This is a genomic window from Microbacterium shaanxiense (assembly GCF_054779995.1).
On record NZ_BAAGXE010000001.1, the window covers coordinates 926,993 to 945,790 of the forward strand.

Sequence of the window (18,798 nt, forward strand, 5' to 3'; positions counted from 1 at the left end):
CATCCCTCTGCAGAGCTACCGGAAGTGTCCTCTCCCGCGTGATGCCAGGGCGCAGGGCCGTCCGTAGCGTGTTCCTCGACCCCACCGAAAGCATCGAGGAGATGAATCCGATGAACATCGCACCACAGACCACCCCGCCGGCACCGGCCACAGGGCGCACAGGCATACTGTCCAGGAGATGGGTGCCTGGAGCAACCATGATCATCGGATTCGCGCTCGTGATGATCGTGTCCAACTCGATCGCCTCAGCGTTCGAGAATCCGGTCGCCGCGCTGCTGATCGGCGCTCTGCTCGCCGTCCTGGTCCTGTGGGTGTACCGCCTTGCAGTCCTGCGCATCGAACGACGCCCGGCCGTCGAGCTCGCCCCGGCGAACGCGAAGCGGATGATCGTGCTCGGCTTCGCGGGCGGACTTCTGCTGTCGGCGGCGACGATCGGAATCCTCGCCCTGTTCGGCGGCTATCGGATCACCGGCTGGGGCTCCCTCAGCGGCGCGCTCACCGTCATCGGGATGATGTGCGCGATCGCCGTCGCAGAGGAGGTGCTCTTCCGCGGCGTGATCTTCGGACTCGTCCAGAAGCGCGCCGGCACGTGGCTCGCCCTTGCCGTCTCCGCAGTCCTGTTCGGCCTCGCGCACCTGGTGAATCCCGGTGCGACAGTGTGGGGAGCGGTCGCGATCGCGATCGAGGCCGGTCTCATGCTCGGTGCCGCATATGTCGCCACCGGCTCGCTGTGGTTGCCGATCGGGCTTCACCTCGGGTGGAACATCGCCACGGTCGCGGTGTTCGGCACCGTGACTTCCGGCAGCGCGTCGAGGGGTGCGATCGTGACCGCGACCACGTCAGGGCCGGACTGGTTGACCGGTGGCTCGTTCGGGCCGGAGGCGAGCGTCATCGCGGTCGTCGTCTGCTCCGCGGCCACCGCGATCCTGCTCGCGATCGCACGCCGCAGGGGACGCTTCGTGGGCCGCGCCTGACGGTTCGTGAAACGAAAGAGGGGCGGAGCCGCGGCTCCGCCCCTCTTCATCGTCGTCTCAGACGCCGTCCTTGTAGATCGGCGCTGCGCCGTTGACGGCGTCCCCGACCTTGTGGACGCGGATGTCGTTCGTCGAACCGATGATCCCGGGAGGGGAACCCGAGATCACGACGACCTTGTCCCCTTCCTTGGCCAGGTCGTTCTTCAGCAGGTAGTCATCGACCTGCAGGAACATCAGGTCGGTGTGCTGCACGTTCTCGACGAGCTTGGAGCGGATGCCCCAGGTCAGCGCCATGCGACGGCGGATGGTCGGTTCCGGTGTGAACGCGATCATCGGAATGCGCGAGCGCAGACGCGACAGGCGACGAGCGGAGTCACCCGACTGCGTGAAGACGCACAGGAACTTCGCTTCGACGAAGTCGGCGACCTCGAGGGCGGCGAGCGTGATCGCTCCACCCTGGGTGCGCGGCTTGGCCGTGAGCGGCGCGATGCGCTCGAGACCGTGCTCCTCGGTCGACTCCACGATGCGGGCCATGGTCTCGACGACCACGATCGGGTACTCCCCCACACTGGTCTCGCCCGAGAGCATGACGGCGTCCGCGCCGTCGAGCACGGCGTTCGCGACATCCGACGTCTCGGCGCGCGTCGGCACGGGGCTGGAGATCATCGACTCGAGCATCTGCGTCGCGACGATCACGGGCTTGGCGTTGCGACGAGCGAGCTCGACCGCGCGCTTCTGCACGATCGGCACGGCCTCGAGCGGAAGCTCGACGCCCAGGTCGCCACGGGCGACCATGATGCCGTCGAACGCGTCGACGATCTCCTCGAGGGCATCGACGGCCTGCGGCTTCTCGATCTTGGCGATCACGGGCACCTTGACGCCCTCTTCGGCCATGATCTCGTGCACGCGCACGACGTCGGACGCATTGCGCACGAACGAGAGCGCGATGAGGTCGGCGCCGATCTTCAGGCCCCAGCGGAGGTCCGCTTCATCCTTCTCGCTGAGCGCGGGCACGTTGACGGCGACGCCGGGCAGGTTGATGCCCTTGTTGTTCGACACCGCGCCGGCGACGATGACACGGGTGGTGACGACGGTGCCGTCGGTCTCGACGACCTCGACGCGCACCTTTCCGTCGTCGATGAGCAGGAAGTCGCCGGGCTTGACGTCCTGCGGCAGCCCCTTGAAGGTCGTGCCGCAGATCTCACGGTTGCCGATGATGTCTTCCGTGGTGATCTTGAAGATGTCACCGGCGGCCAGCTCGTACGGTCCGTCCTCGAACTTGCCGAGGCGGATCTTCGGTCCCTGCAGGTCGACGAGCACGGCGACGGCCTTGCCCGCGTCATCCGCAGCGCGGCGGACGTTGGCGTAGTTGGCGTCATGGACGGAGTAGTCGCCGTGGCTGAGGTTCAGCCGGGCGACGTCGACCCCCGCTTCGATGATCGCTCGAACGTTCTCGTAACTCGAGGTGGCCGGGCCCAGCGTGGCGACGATTTTCGCGCGTCTCAACAGATTCTCCAGGGTGAGAGTGGGGGGTGATACAGAACTGGCGACGATGCCTCCGCCAGCCTACGCGGGCTGCAGGCCGATCGCGACATCGGTGGGACGCACGGGTGCGGGCAGCACCGTCTCTCCCATGAGGAAGCGGTCGACTCCGGCAGCGGCCGCGCGGCCCTCTGCGATCGCCCACACGATGAGCGACTGCCCACGACCGGCATCGCCGGCGACGAAGACGCCCGGCTCGGTCGACTCGTAGGAGTCATCGCGCTGGAACGCGCCGCGGTCGGTGGCCAGCGGGCGCAGGTCGTCGGTGAAGCCGTCCTGCTCAGGACCCGTGAAGCCCATCGCGATCAGCACGAGGTCGGCGGGGATCTCGCGCTCGGTGCCGCTCTTGGGCACGCGGCGACCGTCGACGTACTCGGTCTCAGCCACGCGCAGCGCACGCACCTCGCCCGCCTCGTTCGAGAGGAACTCGACCGTCGAGGCGAGGTAGTGGCGCTCTCCGCCCTCTTCATGCGCGGAGGAGACCTCGAACAGGGTGGGCATCATGGGCCAGGGCTGGTGCTCGGGTCGATCGACGCCGGGCTGCGTGCCGATGGCCAGGTTCGTCACGCTCAGCGCGCCCTGACGGTGCGCGGTGCCGATGCAGTCCGCACCCGTGTCGCCGCCGCCGATGACGATGACGTGCTTGCCCTCAGCGGTGATCTGGTTGTGCACGACGTCGCCGGCGACCGCATGGTTCGACTCGACGAGGTACTCCATGGCGAAGTGCACGCCGTCCAGGTCGCGACCGGGGATCTTCAGGTCGCGCGGCACCGTGGAACCCGTGCAGATCACGACCGCGTCGTAGCGCGCCCTGAGATCGGCCCAGCTGATGTCCTTGCCGATCTCGACGCCGGCACGGAAGCGCGTTCCCTCTTCCTGCATCTGCCGCAGGCGCGATTCGAGGTGGCTCTTCTCCATCTTGAAATCCGGGATGCCGTAACGCAGCAGTCCGCCGATGCGGTCGTCGCGCTCGAAGACCGCCACCGTGTGCCCCGCGCGCGTCAGCTGCTGCGCCGCGGCGAGCCCGGCGGGCCCTGAGCCCACGACCGCGACGGTCTTGCCGGTGAGCCGCTCGGGCGGTTCCGGCTCGACCCAGCCCTTCGAGAAGGCCTCGTCGATGATCGACACCTCGACCTGCTTGATGGTCACGGCCGGCTGGTTGATGCCGAGCACGCACGAGCTCTCGCACGGCGCAGGGCACAGTCGCCCGGTGAACTCGGGGAAGTTGTTCGTCGCATGCAGACGCTCGATCGCCGAACGGTCCTCGCCTCGCCACGTGAGGTCGTTCCATTCCGGGATCAGGTTGCCCAGGGGGCAGCCCTGGTGGCAGAAGGGCACGCCGCAGTCCATGCACCGTCCGGCCTGACGGCGCAGAACGGTCTTGTCCCCCGGCTCGTAGACCTCTTTCCAGTCCATGATCCGCACGGGGACGGGACGGCGAGCGGGAAGCTCGCGCTGCGTCACCTTCAAGAAGCCCTTGGGGTCAGCCACCGGTCACCTCCAGGATCCGGCTCCAGACGACGTCGCCGTCCGGGTCGAGCCCGTCCGCCTCCGCCTCCTGACGCATTGTCTGCACCGCAGCGAAGTCGCGCGGCAGCACCTTCACGAACTCGGACGCGACGGTCTCGAAGTCTTCCAGCATCCCCGCCGCCAGCGGAGACGCGGTGCGCTCCACGTGCTCGGTGAGCAGGCTGCGAAGCACCTCGAGGTCGGCCCTGTCCAATGTCTCCAGTCGCAGTTCGCCGCTGTCGCGGGACTGCAGGTTCACCTTCTCGGTGGACAACGCGTGGACATACGCGATGCCGCCCGACATGCCGGCTCCGAGATTGCGTCCGGTCGAACCGAGGATCACCGCGAGACCGCCAGTCATGTACTCGAGGGCGTGGTCCCCCACTCCCTCCACGACGGCGGTCGCGCCCGAGTTGCGCACCAGGAAGCGCTCTCCGACCACTCCGGAGATGAACATCGTCCCCGATGTCGCGCCGTAGCCGATCACGTTGCCCGCGATCACGTTCTCGTGCGGGGCGATGCTCGAGCCGCGCGCCGGACGGATGGTGATGTCGCCACCCGAGAGGCCCTTGCCGACGTAGTCGTTCGCGTCGCCCTCGAGCCGAAGGACGATGCCCGATGGCAGGAACGCGCCGAGCGACTGGCCGGCGGTGCCGTGCAGTGTGACGTCGATCGTCTCGCGAGCGAGTCCGGCCTCGCCGAATCGCGCGGTGACTTCGTGGCCGAGCATCGTGCCGACCGCCCGTTCCGTGTTGCGGATGGGCAGCTCCACGATGGTCGGGGCCATGTCGTTGAGCGTGCTCTGAGCCATCTCGATCAGCGGCACGTCGAAGTGCTTGTCGAGCTCGTGCTCCTGCTCGCGACCGCTGCGACGCGGCTCGGATGCCGGGAACACCGGACCTTCCAGCACGGGTGTGAGGTCGAGACCGTCTGTCTTCCAGTGCTCGATCGCGTCGTTCGCCTCGATCAGGTCGGCGCGGCCGATGACCTCGTCGAGCGAGCGGAAGCCCAGCTCTGCGAGGATCTCGCGCACCTCCTCGGCGATGAACTCCATGAAGTTCACGACGAACTCCGGCTTGCCGGTGAAGCGCTCGCGCAGGGCGGGGTTCTGCGTCGCGACGCCGACCGGGCAGGTGTCCAGATGGCACACGCGCATCATGATGCAGCCGCTGACGACGAGCGGAGCCGTCGCGAAACCGAACTCCTCGGCTCCGAGCAGCGCGCCGATGATGACGTCGCGCCCGGTCTTGAGTTGGCCGTCGACCTGCACGACCACGCGGTCGCGCATCCCGTTGAGCATGAGCGTCTGCTGCGTCTCGGCAAGGCCGAGCTCCCACGGGGTGCCGGCGTGCTTGAGCGAGTTCAGCGGGCTCGCGCCGGTGCCGCCGTCGTGGCCTGAGACCAGGATGACGTCACTGAGCGCCTTCGCGACTCCTGCCGAGACCGCGCCGATCCCCGACTGACTGACGAGCTTGGTGTGGATGCGCGCGGACGGATTGGCCCGCTTGAGGTCGAAGATGAGCTGCTTGAGGTCTTCGATCGAGTAGATGTCGTGGTGCGGCGGCGGCGAGATCAGCCCGACGCCCGCCGTCGCGTGACGGGTCCGTGCCACCCACGGGTAGACCTTGGTCGGCGGCAACTGGCCGCCCTCCCCCGGTTTCGCGCCCTGGGCGAGCTTGATCTGGATGTCATCCGACTCGGTCAGGTACAGGCTCGTGACGCCGAAACGACCGGAGGCGACCTGCTTGATCGAGCTGCGGCGCTCGGGGTCGAGCAGACGATCGACGTCTTCCCCGCCCTCGCCCGTGTTCGACTTCGCCCCGATGCTGTTCATCGCGATCGCGAGGGTCTCGTGTGCCTCGCGGGAGATGGAGCCGTAGCTCATCGCACCGGTCGAGAAGCGCTTCACGATCGCGCTCACGGGCTCGACCTCGTCGAGCGGCACCGCAGGACGCGTGCCGGTGCGCAGAGTGAACAGTCCGCGCAGGGTCTTCAGCTCCGCAGCCTGATCGTCGACGAGCTTGGTGTACTCGCGGAAGATGTCGTAGCGGCGGTTGCGGGTGGAGTGCTGCAGACGGAACACCGTCTCCGGGTTGAACAGGTGCGGAGAACCGTCGCGTCGCCACTGGTACTCGCCGCCCGTCCACAGGCGCTCGTGGGCGCGAGCCGCGGCATCCTCGGGATACGCGTAGTCGTGGCGCGCCTGGTTCTCGGCGAAGAGGTCCTCGATGTCGATACCACCGAGCTTCGTCTCGGTACCGGTGAAGTAGGCGTCGATCAGCTTCTGGCTGAGGCCGACGGCCTCGAACACCTGGGCGCCCGCATACGAAGACACGGTCGAGATGCCCATCTTCGACATGATCTTGAGCACGCCCTTGCCGAGCGCGTAGATCAGGTTCTTGACGGCCTTCTCCGGAGTGATGCCGGTGATGAAACCGGTGCGCACGAGGTGCTCGACGGTCTCCATCGCCAGATAGGGGTTCACCGCGGAAGCACCGTAGCCGATCAGCGTCGCGACGTGGTGCACCTCGCGGACGTCTCCGGCCTCCACGATCAGTCCGACCTTCATGCGGTTCTCGCGTCGGATCAGGTGGTGGTGGATCGCCGACACCATGAGCAGGGACGGGATCGGGACGAGGTCCTTGTTGGAGTCGCGGTCCGAGAGGATGATGAACTCCGCGCCGTCGGCGATGGCCTCATCGACCTCGGTGCACATCTCCTCGAGACGCTCCTGCATCGTGTGGGCGCCGGCGTCGAAGTGGTACAGCCCGCGGATCGTCACGGATGAGCGCCCTTCGAGCGCCTTGTCGATGTGACGGATCTTCGCCAGCTCGTCGTTGTCGATCACCGGGAAATCGAGGGTCACGGTGCGCGTGTGCTCCGGGCCCCAACTGAGCAGGTTCCGCTCTGGCCCGAGTCCCAGCTTCAGGCTCGTGACGACCTCTTCGCGGATGGAGTCCAGCGGCGGGTTCGTCACCTGCGCGAACTGCTGCGTGAAGTAGTCGAACAGCAGTCGGGGACGCTCACTGAGAACAGCGATCGGCGTGTCGGAACCCATGGCACCGAGCGGCTCCGCACCGGTCTGCCCCATCGGGGTCAGCAGGATGCGCACTTCCTCCTCGGTGTACCCGAAGGTGCGCTGACGGCGGGTGATGGATGCCGGCGGATGAACGATGTGCTCGCGCTCCGGCAGATCTGCCAGGCGCACGGCGCCGTCGTCCAGCCACTGCTGCCAGGGGTGCATGGTGGCGAGATCCTGCTTGATCTCCTCATCCTCGACGATGCGTCCGGCGGAGGTGTCGACGAGGAACATCTTGCCGGGCTGCAGGCGTCCGCGGCGCTTGATGCGCTCCGGTGCGAACTCGAGGACGCCGGTCTCGGAGCCGATGACGACGAGTCCGTCGGTGGTCTCGGTCCAGCGGCCGGGGCGCAGTCCGTTGCGGTCCAGCGTCGCGCCGACGAGAGTGCCGTCCGTGAAGATGAGTGCGGCCGGGCCGTCCCACGGCTCCATCTGGTTCGAGTGGTACTCGTAGAACGCGCGGAGCTCGGGCGAGATGTCCGCCTGCTTCTCGTACGCCTCCGGCACCATCATCATGATGGCGTGCGGCAGGCTGCGTCCGGTGAGCGTGAGCAGTTCGAGCACCTCGTCGAACGAGGCCGAGTCGCTGGCGCCCGGCGTGCAGATCGGAAGCAGAGGGCGCACATCGCCGAGCAGCTCCGATTCGAGCTGCGACTGGCGGGCGCGCATCCAGTTGCGGTTGCCGCCGACGGTGTTGATCTCGCCGTTGTGCGCGAGCATGCGCAGCGGCTGCGCGAGCGGCCATGAGGGGAAGGTGTTGGTCGAGTATCGCGAGTGGACCACGGCGAGTTCAGAGGCGAACCGCTCGTCCTGCAGGTCGGGGTAGAACGGCTCGAGCTGCAGCGTGGTGACCATGCCCTTGTAGCCGAGTGTGCGACTGGACAGCGAGACGAAGTATGCGCCGATCTCATGTCCTGCGCGCTTGCGCAGGCGGTAGGCGACGCGGTCGAGCGCGATCCCTGAGAGGGCGTCGCGGCCGGGCGCGGAGGCGACGAAGAGCTGTTCGAACGCGGGACGCGCCTCGTCCGCGAGTTTGCCGAGGTTCTCGTTCGCCGTGGGCACGACGCGCCAGCCGAGGACGGTGAGTCCCTCTTCGCGGGCGATCTTCTCGACCCCGGCCTTCTGGGTGCGGCGTTCGGCGGCCTGCAGCGGGAGGAAGGCGAGCCCGGCGGCGTAGTGGCCGGCATCGGGCAGTTCGAATGCGGTGACTTCACGCAGGAACTGGTCTGGCATCTGGGTGAGGATGCCCGCACCGTCTCCGGTGCCGGCATCCGAACCGATCGCACCGCGGTGCTCAAGGTTTCGCAGGGCTTCGAGCGCCAGCTGGATGATGTCATGTCCGGCTGTGCCCCGCAGGGTCGCGACCATGGCGAGGCCGCAGGCATCCTTCTCGAATGCCGGGTTGTACATGCCCTGCTTCGGGGGGTAGGCGCCGGAGGCACCGTACGGAGGCTGGAAGTACATGGGTTACCGTCCTCAGGTAATCACGTGACACCGGGGACGACGTCGGCCCGCTCGTTCAATGCAATGGATTCCTCACTCGATGAGGAGGCTTATCGGGAGCTGTCCTCACTCGCGGGAGCAGCGGTGCTTGTGGCGGTGGCTCCGGCGGCGACTTCGACCGGAGGCGCGCTCACGTCTACGAAGTCGTCGGTGATGTCCTGCGATTCTACATCAGCGTCGGAGTCCTTCCGCGTGCGCCCTGGCGCGTACGGACCGGCCTCGCGTCCGGTGTGCCTGCGGGTCTGCACGATGAGGATGACGATGCCGACGACGATGCCGAGGATCGATGCCCACACGTTGCTGCGCAGTCCGAAGTAGATCTCGCTCGGATCGATGCGGATCGATTCCCAGACCACGCGACCGGCGCTGTACCAGATGAGGTACACGGCGAAGAGCTTGCCCCACTGCAGCTGCAGTCGACGGCCGATCCAGAGCAGGAAGAGCACGCCGAGGCTGTTCCAGACGACCTCGTAGAGGAACGTCGGGTGGAACAGGGTGCCCTCTGCGAGCCCTGGGGGGAAGGCGACGTTGTCGGATTCGATCTCCAGGCCCCACGGCAGATCGGTGGGAAGACCGAACAGCTCGTGGTTGAACCAGTTTCCGAAGCGGCCCAATGCCTGCGCCAGCAGCAGTCCTGGTGCCAGGGCGTCGGCGAAGGTCCAGAATCGGATGCCGGTCCACTTGCAGCCGAGATACGCACCGACGGCGCCGCCGATGAGGGCGCCGAAGATGGCGATGCCGCCCTCCCAGATCGCCCAGACAGAGCCCGGCTCGAAGGGGTTCCAGGTGTTCTTGCCCTCGCCGAAGTAGAAGTTCGGGTGCGTGAGCACGTGGAAGATGCGTGCGCCGATGATCGCGAGCGGCACGGCGAGGATCGCGATGTCGATGACGACCCACGGCTCCGCCCCGCGCTTGGTCAGGCGGTGATTGGTCAGCAGCGTGGCCGCGATGATGCCGGCGATGATGCAGAGCGCGTAGAAGTGGATCCGCAGCGGCCCGAGGTCGATGTAGCTGACGGGAGGGCTCGGGATGCTGGTGAGCACGCCGCTGATGGCGGTGTGAAGCGCGAGGGACATGAGTGCGATTCTAGTTCTCGTGTGAGGTGGCTGCCGACGGCGTGCCTGCGGCAAGGGACTTTGTGACGGCGGCGAGGGCCTCGAGGCCTCCGTCGCGGAGCGCGCGCACCAGGGCGGTGCCGACGATGGCGCCGTCGGCGTACTCGGTGATGCCGGCGATCTGCTCGGCGGTGGAGATGCCGATTCCGACGCACGCGCGCACGGCACCGCGCTCACGCAGGCGCGAGACCAGGGTGCGCGCGGCCTTGTCGAGCTCGGCGCGCTCCCCCGTGATTCCCATCGTGGAGACGGTGTAGACGAACCCGGTGGAGGATGCCACGACGAGGTCGAGGCGCTCGTCGGTGGAGGTGGGCGCGGCGAGGAAGATGCGGTCGAGTCCGGTGCGCTCGCTGGCGGCGATCCAGTCCTCGGCGGCATCCGGGGTGATGTCCGGTGTGATGAGACCAGCACCGCCGGCGGCGAGCAGGTCATCGGCGTAGCGGTCGACCCCGTACTGCATCACGGGATTCCAGTACGTCATGACGACGACCGGGACGTCGGTGGCCGCAGTGATCTCCCGAACCGCCGTGAACAGGTCGCGCATGCGGAAACCCGCGGCGAGGGCCGCCTGGGTGGCCTCCTGGATCACCAGGCCGTCCATCACCGGGTCGCTGTATGGCGGCCCGAGTTCGATGACGTCGACGCCGTTCTCGGCGAGCGTGATCGCAGCCTGGATGCTGGTCTGCAGATCGGGGAACCCCACGGGCAGATAGCCGATGAAGGCACCACGGCCCTCATCGTGCGCCTTCTGGATCGCGGCTTCGACGCGGCTCATCGCGCAGTCCCCGCATCCGCTGCCGCCTGTGTCACGGCGTCCTTGTCGGCGGCATCGCGTTCGGCCGCCTCCCGGTCGTAGAGATCGAAGTAGCGCGCTGCCGTGTCCATGTCCTTGTCCCCACGGCCGGACAGGCACACAGCGAGGATGGCTCCCGGCCCCATCTCGCGGCCGATGCGCAATGCGCCGGCGAGTGCGTGAGCGGACTCGATCGCGGGGATGATCCCCTCGGTACGGCTCAGCAGGCGCAGCGCCTGCATGGCCTCGTCATCCGTGGCGGGTATGTAGTCGGCCCTGCCGATGTCGGCGAGCCAGGAGTGCTCGGGCCCGACGCCGGGATAGTCGAGTCCTGCCGAGATCGAATGCGACTCGATGGTCTGGCCGTCCTCGTCCTGGAGGACGTACGTCTTCGCACCGTGCAGAACCCCGGGGCGGCCGCGCTCGATCGACGCGGCGTGCTGCTCGGTGTCGACGCCGTCGCCGGCCGCCTCCACTCCGTACAGTTTCACGTCGGCATCGTCGAGGAACGCATCGAACATCCCGATCGCGTTGGATCCTCCGCCGACGCACGCGATGACCGCGTCCGGAAGCCGTCCGGTCTCGTCGAGCAATTGCTGACGGGCCTCTTCACCGATGATCTTCTGGAAGTCGCGCACCATCGCGGGGAACGGATGAGGGCCGGCGGCTGTTCCGAAGATGTAGTTGGTGCTCTCGACCGTGGCCACCCAGTCGCGGTACGCGTCGTTGATCGCGTCCTTCAGCGTGCGCGAGCCGGTGGTCACCGGAACGACCTCTGCGCCGAGCAACCGCATGCGGGCGACGTTCAGTGCCTGACGCTCGGTGTCGACCTCGCCCATGTAGATGGTGCAGTCCAGACCGAACAGTGCGGCCGCGGTCGCGGTGGCGACGCCGTGCTGCCCCGCGCCGGTCTCCGCGATGACCCGTGTCTTGCCCAGGCGCTTCGTGAGCAGAGCCTGCCCGAGGACATTGTTGATCTTGTGGCTGCCGGTATGGTTGAGGTCTTCGCGCTTCAGGAAGATCCGGGCGCCCCCTGCATGCGCAGCGAACCGCTGAACCTCGGTGAGTGCGGACGGGCGGCCGGCGTAGGAGCTGAGCAGGCCGGCGAGCTCCGCGCGGAAGTCAGGATCCGCGATGGCCTCCTCGTACGCGACGGTGAGCTCGTCGATCGCCGCGATGAGGGATTCCGGCATGTACCTGCCGCCGAACTCGCCGTAGAACGGCCCCGGCTGGTCTCGAAGACTCATGCGTCCACCTCCAGGAAGCTCTTCAACGTGGCGACCGGATCGCCGGTGACCAGCGCTTCGCCGATCAGGACGACATCGGCGCCCGCCGAACGGTAATGGGCGACATCGGCGGGGCTCAGCACCGCGGACTCGGCGATCTTCACGGCATCGGACGGGATGCGGTCGACGAGCCTGCAGAACAGGTCGCGGTCGAGTTCGAGGGTCTTCAGGTCGCGGGCGTTCACGCCGATCAGTCGTGAACCAAGATCGATCGCTGCCTCCAGTTCATCCGCGGAGTGCGTCTCGACGAGCGCGGTCATCCCGAGCTCTCCGATGAGGACGAACAGTTCCTGGAGCACCTTGGGCTCGAGGCCGGCGACGATCAGCAGCGCGAGGTCGGCTCCCGCCGCACGTGCCTCCAGCACCTGATACGGCGTGGCGATGAAGTCCTTGCGCAGAACGGGCAGCGACACACGTGCGGTGACTGCCTCGAGGTCGGCGAGGCTGCCTCCGAATCGTCGTTCCTCGGTGAGGACGCTGATCGCGGATGCTCCACCGGTCTCGTAGAGCGATGCCTGATGCGCGGGATCGGGGATGTCGGCGAGGGCACCGCGCGAGGGGCTCGCACGCTTGACCTCTGCGATGATCTTGACGCGCTCGGACGGGGCGAGCGCGGCGAGTGCGTCCTTGGCCGCTGGACGCGCCAGGGCGGCGCGTTCGACCTCGGCGAGCGGGCGCGTCCGCGCACGGCGTTCGGCGTCTTCGACTGCGCCGGCCGTCAGGTCGGCGAGAACCACTAGTGCCCCTTCGGCGAGTACTTGGGGCCCTTCACGCCGTAGCCGGCCTTGGCCAGGATCCAGCCGAGCAGCATGCCGACGACGATGATGCCGACCGAGACCCAGACGATGGGGGGCCAGATCGGGCTGAACTCCGCGAGGCAGAACGCGACGGTGCCCAGCGTGAAGCCGAACAGCATGACCACCACAGCGGTCCACGCCGCAGGTGAGTGTCCGTGGCCGGGGTCAGCGATCGGGTTGGTCATGGTCTCCTCCGAAGCGGTCGTTGATAAGCGCATTCAGTCTATCGGGGTCACCGGGTCGGATCCGTGCCGCGCGACAGGTCGTCCCATGAATCGATCGCATCGACGGTGCCATCGGTCTCGCCATGCGCGGCCGTATCGGTGCGGAAACGCTTCCCTCCGGTCTTCCAGCGGTTCGCGGTGACGAGCGTGAACCCGGCTGCCACGATCAGCAGCACCCACCCGATCAGTGCCAGCACCGGCCAGAAGGTCACGGTGATGGAGGCGATGACATCTGTCACCGCGGTACCGCCCGCGAGTCCAGTGGTCTCCGTGACGGTCGCGGCGACCGCCGACACGGGCGCTGTGAACACGATCTCCGCTGTCCACCAGGCCAGGAGCGCACCGCCCAGCAGCGCCAGCGTCGCGAACACATGACGCAGAGTCCGTCCGACCAGTGAGAGCGCCGCTCCCAGGGCGAGGACGGCGAGGCTCAACGGGGCGAGCAGGGCCAGGGCATCGGCACCGGGAACCAGGATCGGTTCTCCGGCGTCCGCCCTGGTGACGCTCAACCATGTCTGCGTGGACGAGATGATGCCGATGCCGCCCGCGAGCAGGAATGCGACGACGGCTGTGCTGCGCCCGCGGCGGAGGAACGTCATTGCGCTCCCGACTCCGCGGCGAGCACGCCGTCGACGGCCCCGAGATCAGCGGCGTCGAAGCACGTACGGGTCCCGGTGTGGCAGGCGGGGCCGGTCTGATCGACCAGCAGCAGGATCGCGTCGCCGTCGCAGTCCAGCCGCGCTTCGCGGACGCGCTGGATGTTCCCGGAGGTGTCGCCCTTGCGCCAGTACTCCTGGCGCGATCGCGACCAGTACGTCGCCCGACCGGAGGTGAGCGTGCGGCGCAGCGCCTCGGCATCCACCCAGGCGAGCATCAGCACCTCGCGGGTGTCCCATTGCTGCACGATCGCAGGGGTGAGTCCGTCGGCGTTCCAGGCCACCTGTGCGATCCGTGTCTCGACCTCGCTCATCGCACCAGGATCCCTTCTGCACTCATCGCTTGCTTGACCTCGCCGACGGTCAGCGCGCCCGAGTGGAACACACTCGCCGCGAGGACCGCGTCCGCTCCTGCGTGGATCGCAGGTGCGAAGTCGTTCACGTCACCGGCACCGCCGGAGGCGATGACCGGTACGGACGACACCTCCCGCATGAGACGGACGAGTTCGAGGTCGAAGCCGTCACGTGTGCCGTCGGCGTCGATCGAGTTGACGAGCAGTTCGCCTGCTCCGCGTTCGATCGCCTCCCGCGCCCACTCCACGGCATCGAGCGACGTCTCCGTGCGACCGCCGTGCGTCGTGACCACGAAACCGGAGGCCGTGGTCTGCGCGCGTTTGACGTCGAGCGAGAGAACCAGCACCTGGGCGCCGAAACGATCGGCGATCTCCCCGATGAGCTCGGGACGGGCGATCGCCGCGGAGTTCACGCCCACCTTGTCGGCGCCGACGCCCTGCAGCCTCGCGACGTCATCGACGCTGCGCACACCCCCGCCGACGGTGAGCGGCACGAAGACGTGCTCGGCGGTGCGCTGCACCACGTCGTACGTGGTGGCGCGCGCGTCGACCGTGGCTGTCACATCGAGGAAGGTGATCTCGTCGGCACCCTGGGCGGCGTAGTGCGCCGCCAGCTCGACCGGATCGCCCATGTCTCGCAGGTTCTCGAAGTTCACCCCCTTGACGACGCGCCCTGCGGCGACATCGAGGCACGGGATGACACGACTCGTGAGAGTCATCTGAATCCCCCGATCACAATCTCGCGGCGTGGATGGCGGTGACCAGGAGCGCGCGGGCTCCGATGGCGTACAGGTCGTCCATCACCTGATTGATGCCGGTGCGCGGCAGCATCACGCGCACCGCGACCCACTTCGGATCCTGCAGCGGCGAGATCGTCGGCGACTCACGGCCGGATGCGATCGCCGTCGCCTTGTCGATCAGCTCGACGGGAAGGTCGTAGTCGAGCAGCACGTACTGGCGGGCCACGATGACGCCCCGGAGCCGGCGCAGCAGCCGCTCGGTGCCCTCGGCATCGCCTGGGCGGCTGATCAGCACGGCCTCCGACTCGATGATGACCGGTCCGAAGATCTCGAGGCCGGCCTGCCTGAGCGTGGTGCCGGTCTCGACGACGTCGGCGATCGCGTCGGCGACGCCGAGCTGCACGGCGGACTCCACCGCGCCGTCGAGCGGCACGAGCGTCGCCTCGACGCCGTGCTCACGCAGGAACGCGTCGACGAGGCCGGGGTACGCGGATGCGACCCGCACACCGGCCAGATCCTCGATCGTGCTGTAGCGGCCGGCCGGCGCCGCGAAGCGGAAGGTCGAGCGGGCGAAGCCGAGTGGCTGCACCTCGCGCGCCTGCTCGGGGGCGTCGCGCAGCAGATCACGGCCGGTGATCCCGACGTCGAGGGCGCCGGAGGCGACGTAGATCGCGATGTCGCGCGGGCGGAGGAAGAAGAACTCGACGTCGTTGCCGGCGTCGATCACGTGCAGGGTCTTGGAGTCTCGGCGACCGGCGTATCCGGCTTCGGCGAGCATCTCGGCGGCGGTCTCGGCGAGCGAGCCCTTGTTGGGAACGGCAATGCGCAGCATGGGGAGCTTTCAGATCAGAGGAACAGGACGGCGCGCATCAGAGATGTCGGTACACGTCCTCGAGGCTCAGCCCCTTCGCGATCATCATCACCTGCACGTGGTAGAGCAGCTGGGAGATCTCTTCTGCCGCCTCGGCGTCGGATTCGTATTCGGAGGCCATCCACACTTCGGCGGCCTCCTCCACGATCTTCTTCCCGATCGTGTGCACGCCGGCGTCGAGCTCTGCGACCGTGCCGGAACCTGCGGGGCGGGTCTCGGCTTTGACGCTGAGCTCAGCGAACAGCTCGTCGAAAGTCTTCACGCTTCAAGGCTAGCGGCTCGCGCGCGCTCTCGAAGCCCGACGATCGCGGCTTCGACGTCAGCGGCCCCGTAGACCGCGGAACCTGCGACGAAGGTGTCGGCGCCGGCTGCAGCGGCCTGCGCGATCGTGTCATCCGCGATGCCGCCGTCGACCTGGAACCAGACGTCGGATCCGCGCCGTCGCGCCTCGTCGGAGAGTGCACGCAGCTTCGGCATGGTCTCGGTCATGAAGCTCTGGCCGCCGAAGCCCGGCTCGACGGTCATCACGAGTATCTGGTCGAACTCGTCGAACAGCTCGTAAAGGCTCTCCCCCGCCGTGCCCGGCTTGAGCGCCACTCCGGCGCGCGCACCGATCGAGCGCAGACGTCGGGCGAGCGCGACAGGATCGTCGGCGGCCTCCAGGTGGAAGGTGACGCTGGCCACGCCGAGTTCGGCGTAGCCGGGCGCCCACCGATCAGGGTCCGTGATCATCAGATGCACATCGAGCGGTATCGGACTCGTCGCCTGGATGCGCTCGACCATCTGCGGACCGAATGTCAGGTTCGGCACGAAATGGTTGTCCATGACGTCGATGTGCGCGAAGTCCGCGGTCCGGATGCGGGCGAGATCCGCCTGCATGTTGACGAAGTCGGCTGACAGGACGCTCGGGTTGATGCGCGGTGCCGCTGGAAGGCTCATGTGATCATTCTCCCGTCTCAGTGGTGGTCTTCGCCTCGTCCGAGCGCTGGAGCAGAGCGAGGAACATGGCGTCGGTGCCGTGGCGGTGCGGCCACAGCTGCACCCTGCCGCTGCCGTCGGATGCGAGGTCGATGGGGCTCTGCGCGAGCGCCGACAGCACGGCCGCGGCATCCAGCTCGATCACGTCGTCGCGACCGCGCACCACCGTCGACACCACGCCCGACGTCTCGGCGAGGTGCGGCGAGCATGTGACGTAGGCGACGATGCCTCCCGGCGCGAGCGCGTCCAGCGCCCCGGTGAGCAGCTCCTCCTGCAGCGGGACGAGATCGGCGACGTCGGCCGGAGTCTTGCGCCATCGCGCCTCAGGGCGCCTGCGCAGTGCGCCGAGGCCGGTGCACGGCGCATCGACAAGGATGCGGTCGTAACGTCCGTGATTGGCGGCGGTGAGACCGCGGCCGTCCTCTTCGTGGACGGTGACCTCACCGGGTACTGCCTTCAGGGCGTTGCGCACCAGGCGGGCGCGCGTCGGCACGACCTCGTTCGCCTCGAGGGTCACGTCCTGCTGCCGGGCGATCGCGGCGAGCAGCGCCGTCTTGCCGCCTGGGCCGGCGCACAGATCGAGCCACTGCTCACCCGCGCGGATCGGCGCGGCGCCGGCGAGTGCGAGCGCGACGAGCTGAGACCCCTCATCCTGCACGCGGACCGTGCCGCCGGACGCGTCGACGACGGTGTGCGGGTCACCGCCGGGCGAACCGAACGCTGTCGCGGCGTACGGCCTGGCCGGAGTGCCGCGTTCGGACAGGCCTGGCAGCGCGACCAGAGTGACCTCCGGCGACACGTTGTCGGCCTCGAGCAGAGCTTCGAGCTCATCTTCCCTGTCCTCTGCCGCCAGGGCGCGCCGCAGAGCGCGGACGATCCACACCGGATGCGCGGTTCGCAGACCGAGGCGTTCGTCGTCCGAGCGCGCTTCGCGCTCGATGCGCTCCTGCCACTGCCCCGGTGTGTCGCGCGAGATGCGACGGAGGACGGCGTTCGCGAACCCCGACGGTCCTCTTCCTGCTTCGGCTGCGACGAGATTCACCGACTCGTTGACGGCCGCGTGCGATGCGACCCTGGTCGCGAGCAGCTGATGCGTCGCGAGTCGCAGCGCATCGAGCACGGTCTCGTCGATATCGTCGATCGGTCGTCCAGCGGCCGACGCGATGATCGCGTCGTAGGTGCCACGACGACGCAGCGTGCCGTACGTCAGTTCGGTGGCGAGAGCCGCATCCTGGGGGTTCAGCGCGGCGTCGGCGATCGCGGTCGGCAGCAGCAGATTCGCGTACGCGTCCGATCCGCTCACCGCGCGCAGAACGTCATAGGCGACCCTGCGTGCCGGCTGCACGTTGCGTGCACTGCGCGCGGAGTTCTGCCGGGGCGCGGCGCCGCGGCGCTGAGCCCCCGTGTGCGGCCGCGCGCGTCTCTCATCGCTCATGCGCCGGCCCGGATCGTGTCGTCGCCGTTCAGCGCGGCGCCTCTGAATCCGCGCCACCAGTCGGTCGCGCTCATCGCCGCCTTGCCCGCCGGCTGCACGCGCCGCACTTCCAGGGGCGTCGTCGCGGTGCCGATCAGCAACGACTGCTTGGTCGCGGTGATCTCCCCCGCGGCCGACAGCTCGGCGTCCTCCGCCGGGCGCGCGTCCAGGATCTTCACCCGCAGCCCCGCGACCGTGGTGTGGGCACCGGGTTCCGGCGTGACTCCGCGGAACCGCGCGTAGACCGCCTCGACGGGAAGCGTCCAGTCCAGCACGCCGTCGTCGATCGTGAGCTTCGGCGCCAGCGACACCTCGCCCACTTGTGCCACGGCGACCGCGGTGCCGTCGGCGATGCCCGCGACGACGTCCGCCGTGAGAGCGGCGCCGTCCTGCGCGAGGATCTCGAGCGCGTTGTCCGCCGTGGCGTCCGCCGGGATCGGCACGACCCGCGAGGCGAACACGTCTCCGGCATCCAGCGCAGCGACGAGTCGGAAGACGCTGGCGCCCAGCTCGGGATCTCCGGCCATGAGTGCGCGCTGCACGGGTGCGGCGCCTCGCCAGGCCGGCAGGAGTGAGAAGTGCAGGTTGATCCAACCGTGATCGGGGGTCGACAGCAGGGGCTCCCGGACGAGTCCTCCGTAGGCGACGATCACGCCGAGCTCCGGCCGCAGCGCGGCGATCCGGCCGGTGGCCTCGTCGTCCAGCCGTGCGGCCTTGATGGTGGGCAGCCCGAGCTCCGCCGCCGCCTGCGCGACGGGAGACGGCGTCAGGACGCGCTTGCGCCCCAGTGGCGCATCCGGTCGCGTGACGACCGCCACTATCTCGTGGGATCGCGCGAGTGCGCGCAGTGTGGGAATGGCGGCGGCGGGTGTGCCGGCGAAGACGAGTCGCATGAAATGTTCTC

At 68.2% G+C, this 18,798-nt stretch carries 17 protein-coding genes; 1 reads left to right on the forward strand and 16 read right to left on the reverse strand.

All coding sequences use genetic code 11. The features are described 5' to 3' along the window. Positions 1 to 182 precede the first annotated feature (182 nt). Positions 183 to 974, forward strand: coding sequence for a lysostaphin resistance A-like protein (locus ACYVG2_RS04405; RefSeq protein WP_460779847.1), 792 nt, complete (start codon positions 183 to 185; stop codon positions 972 to 974). 57 nt (positions 975 to 1,031) lie between these two features. Here the strand turns inward: ACYVG2_RS04405 and pyk are convergent, their stop codons facing one another. From pyk to fmt, 16 genes are all read right to left on the reverse strand, one after another. Next, positions 1,032 to 2,480: a pyruvate kinase gene (pyk, locus tag ACYVG2_RS04410; protein WP_460779848.1), complete on the reverse strand. Its 1,449-nt coding sequence runs from the start codon at positions 2,478 to 2,480 to the stop codon at positions 1,032 to 1,034. A 60-nt stretch (positions 2,481 to 2,540) separates the two neighbouring features. Next, a complete protein-coding gene (locus ACYVG2_RS04415) occupies positions 2,541 to 4,007 on the reverse strand; it encodes a glutamate synthase subunit beta (protein WP_460779849.1) in 1,467 nt (488 codons plus the stop codon). After that, positions 4,000 to 8,568 carry a glutamate synthase large subunit gene (gene gltB, locus ACYVG2_RS04420; protein WP_460779851.1) on the reverse strand — a complete coding sequence of 1,523 codons (4,569 nt, stop codon included), beginning with the start codon at positions 8,566 to 8,568 and terminating at the stop codon, positions 4,000 to 4,002. Before gltB ends, ACYVG2_RS04415 begins: the two co-directional genes overlap by 8 nt. An 89-nt stretch (positions 8,569 to 8,657) precedes the next feature. Continuing rightward, on the reverse strand, positions 8,658 to 9,683 hold the full coding sequence (gene lgt, locus ACYVG2_RS04425) for a prolipoprotein diacylglyceryl transferase (protein WP_460779852.1): 1,026 nt from the start codon (positions 9,681 to 9,683) through the stop codon (positions 8,658 to 8,660). Positions 9,684 to 9,693: 10 nt separating this feature from the next. Beyond that, the gene (trpA, locus tag ACYVG2_RS04430; RefSeq protein WP_448965544.1) at positions 9,694 to 10,497 is read right to left on the reverse strand and encodes a tryptophan synthase subunit alpha; all 804 of its coding nucleotides are present in this window, start codon (positions 10,495 to 10,497) and stop codon (positions 9,694 to 9,696) included. After that, complete coding sequence (trpB, locus tag ACYVG2_RS04435; protein ID WP_448965545.1) at positions 10,494 to 11,762, reverse strand: tryptophan synthase subunit beta; 1,269 nt, start codon at positions 11,760 to 11,762, stop codon at positions 10,494 to 10,496. The genes trpA and trpB overlap by 4 nt, the downstream gene beginning before the upstream one ends. After that, complete coding sequence (gene trpC, locus ACYVG2_RS04440) at positions 11,759 to 12,538, reverse strand: indole-3-glycerol phosphate synthase TrpC (RefSeq protein WP_460779853.1); 780 nt, start codon at positions 12,536 to 12,538, stop codon at positions 11,759 to 11,761. Before trpC ends, trpB begins: the two co-directional genes overlap by 4 nt. Further along, a complete protein-coding gene (locus ACYVG2_RS04445; protein WP_448965547.1) occupies positions 12,538 to 12,783 on the reverse strand; it encodes a DUF6704 family protein in 246 nt (81 codons plus the stop codon). Before ACYVG2_RS04445 ends, trpC begins: the two co-directional genes overlap by 1 nt. Positions 12,784 to 12,830: 47 nt before the next feature. Beyond that, positions 12,831 to 13,421 (reverse strand): Trp biosynthesis-associated membrane protein, encoded by a 591-nt coding sequence (locus tag ACYVG2_RS04450; protein ID WP_460779854.1) that lies wholly within the window; start codon positions 13,419 to 13,421, stop codon positions 12,831 to 12,833. Further along, positions 13,418 to 13,792 (reverse strand): phosphoribosyl-AMP cyclohydrolase, encoded by a 375-nt coding sequence (hisI, locus tag ACYVG2_RS04455; protein ID WP_460779855.1) that lies wholly within the window; start codon positions 13,790 to 13,792, stop codon positions 13,418 to 13,420. Before hisI ends, ACYVG2_RS04450 begins: the two co-directional genes overlap by 4 nt. Next, entirely contained in the window at positions 13,789 to 14,550 is a 762-nt protein-coding gene (gene hisF / locus ACYVG2_RS04460; RefSeq protein WP_448965550.1) for an imidazole glycerol phosphate synthase subunit HisF, read from the reverse strand. The genes hisI and hisF overlap by 4 nt, the downstream gene beginning before the upstream one ends. 13 nt (positions 14,551 to 14,563) lie before the next feature. Beyond that, positions 14,564 to 15,403 (reverse strand): ATP phosphoribosyltransferase, encoded by an 840-nt coding sequence (gene hisG / locus ACYVG2_RS04465; protein ID WP_460779856.1) that lies wholly within the window; start codon positions 15,401 to 15,403, stop codon positions 14,564 to 14,566. A gap of 37 nt (positions 15,404 to 15,440) precedes the next feature. Then, positions 15,441 to 15,704, reverse strand: coding sequence for a phosphoribosyl-ATP diphosphatase (locus ACYVG2_RS04470; RefSeq protein WP_448965552.1), 264 nt, complete (start codon positions 15,702 to 15,704; stop codon positions 15,441 to 15,443). Further along, positions 15,701 to 16,381, reverse strand: a complete 681-nt coding sequence (rpe, locus tag ACYVG2_RS04475; protein WP_448965553.1) for a ribulose-phosphate 3-epimerase — start codon at positions 16,379 to 16,381, stop codon at positions 15,701 to 15,703. Before rpe ends, ACYVG2_RS04470 begins: the two co-directional genes overlap by 4 nt. Positions 16,382 to 16,385: 4 nt before the next feature. Next, positions 16,386 to 17,855 (reverse strand): RsmB/NOP family class I SAM-dependent RNA methyltransferase, encoded by a 1,470-nt coding sequence (locus ACYVG2_RS04480; RefSeq protein WP_460779857.1) that lies wholly within the window; start codon positions 17,853 to 17,855, stop codon positions 16,386 to 16,388. Next, positions 17,852 to 18,787 carry a methionyl-tRNA formyltransferase gene (gene fmt, locus ACYVG2_RS04485; protein WP_460779858.1) on the reverse strand — a complete coding sequence of 312 codons (936 nt, stop codon included), beginning with the start codon at positions 18,785 to 18,787 and terminating at the stop codon, positions 17,852 to 17,854. Before fmt ends, ACYVG2_RS04480 begins: the two co-directional genes overlap by 4 nt. Positions 18,788 to 18,798 lie beyond the last annotated feature (11 nt).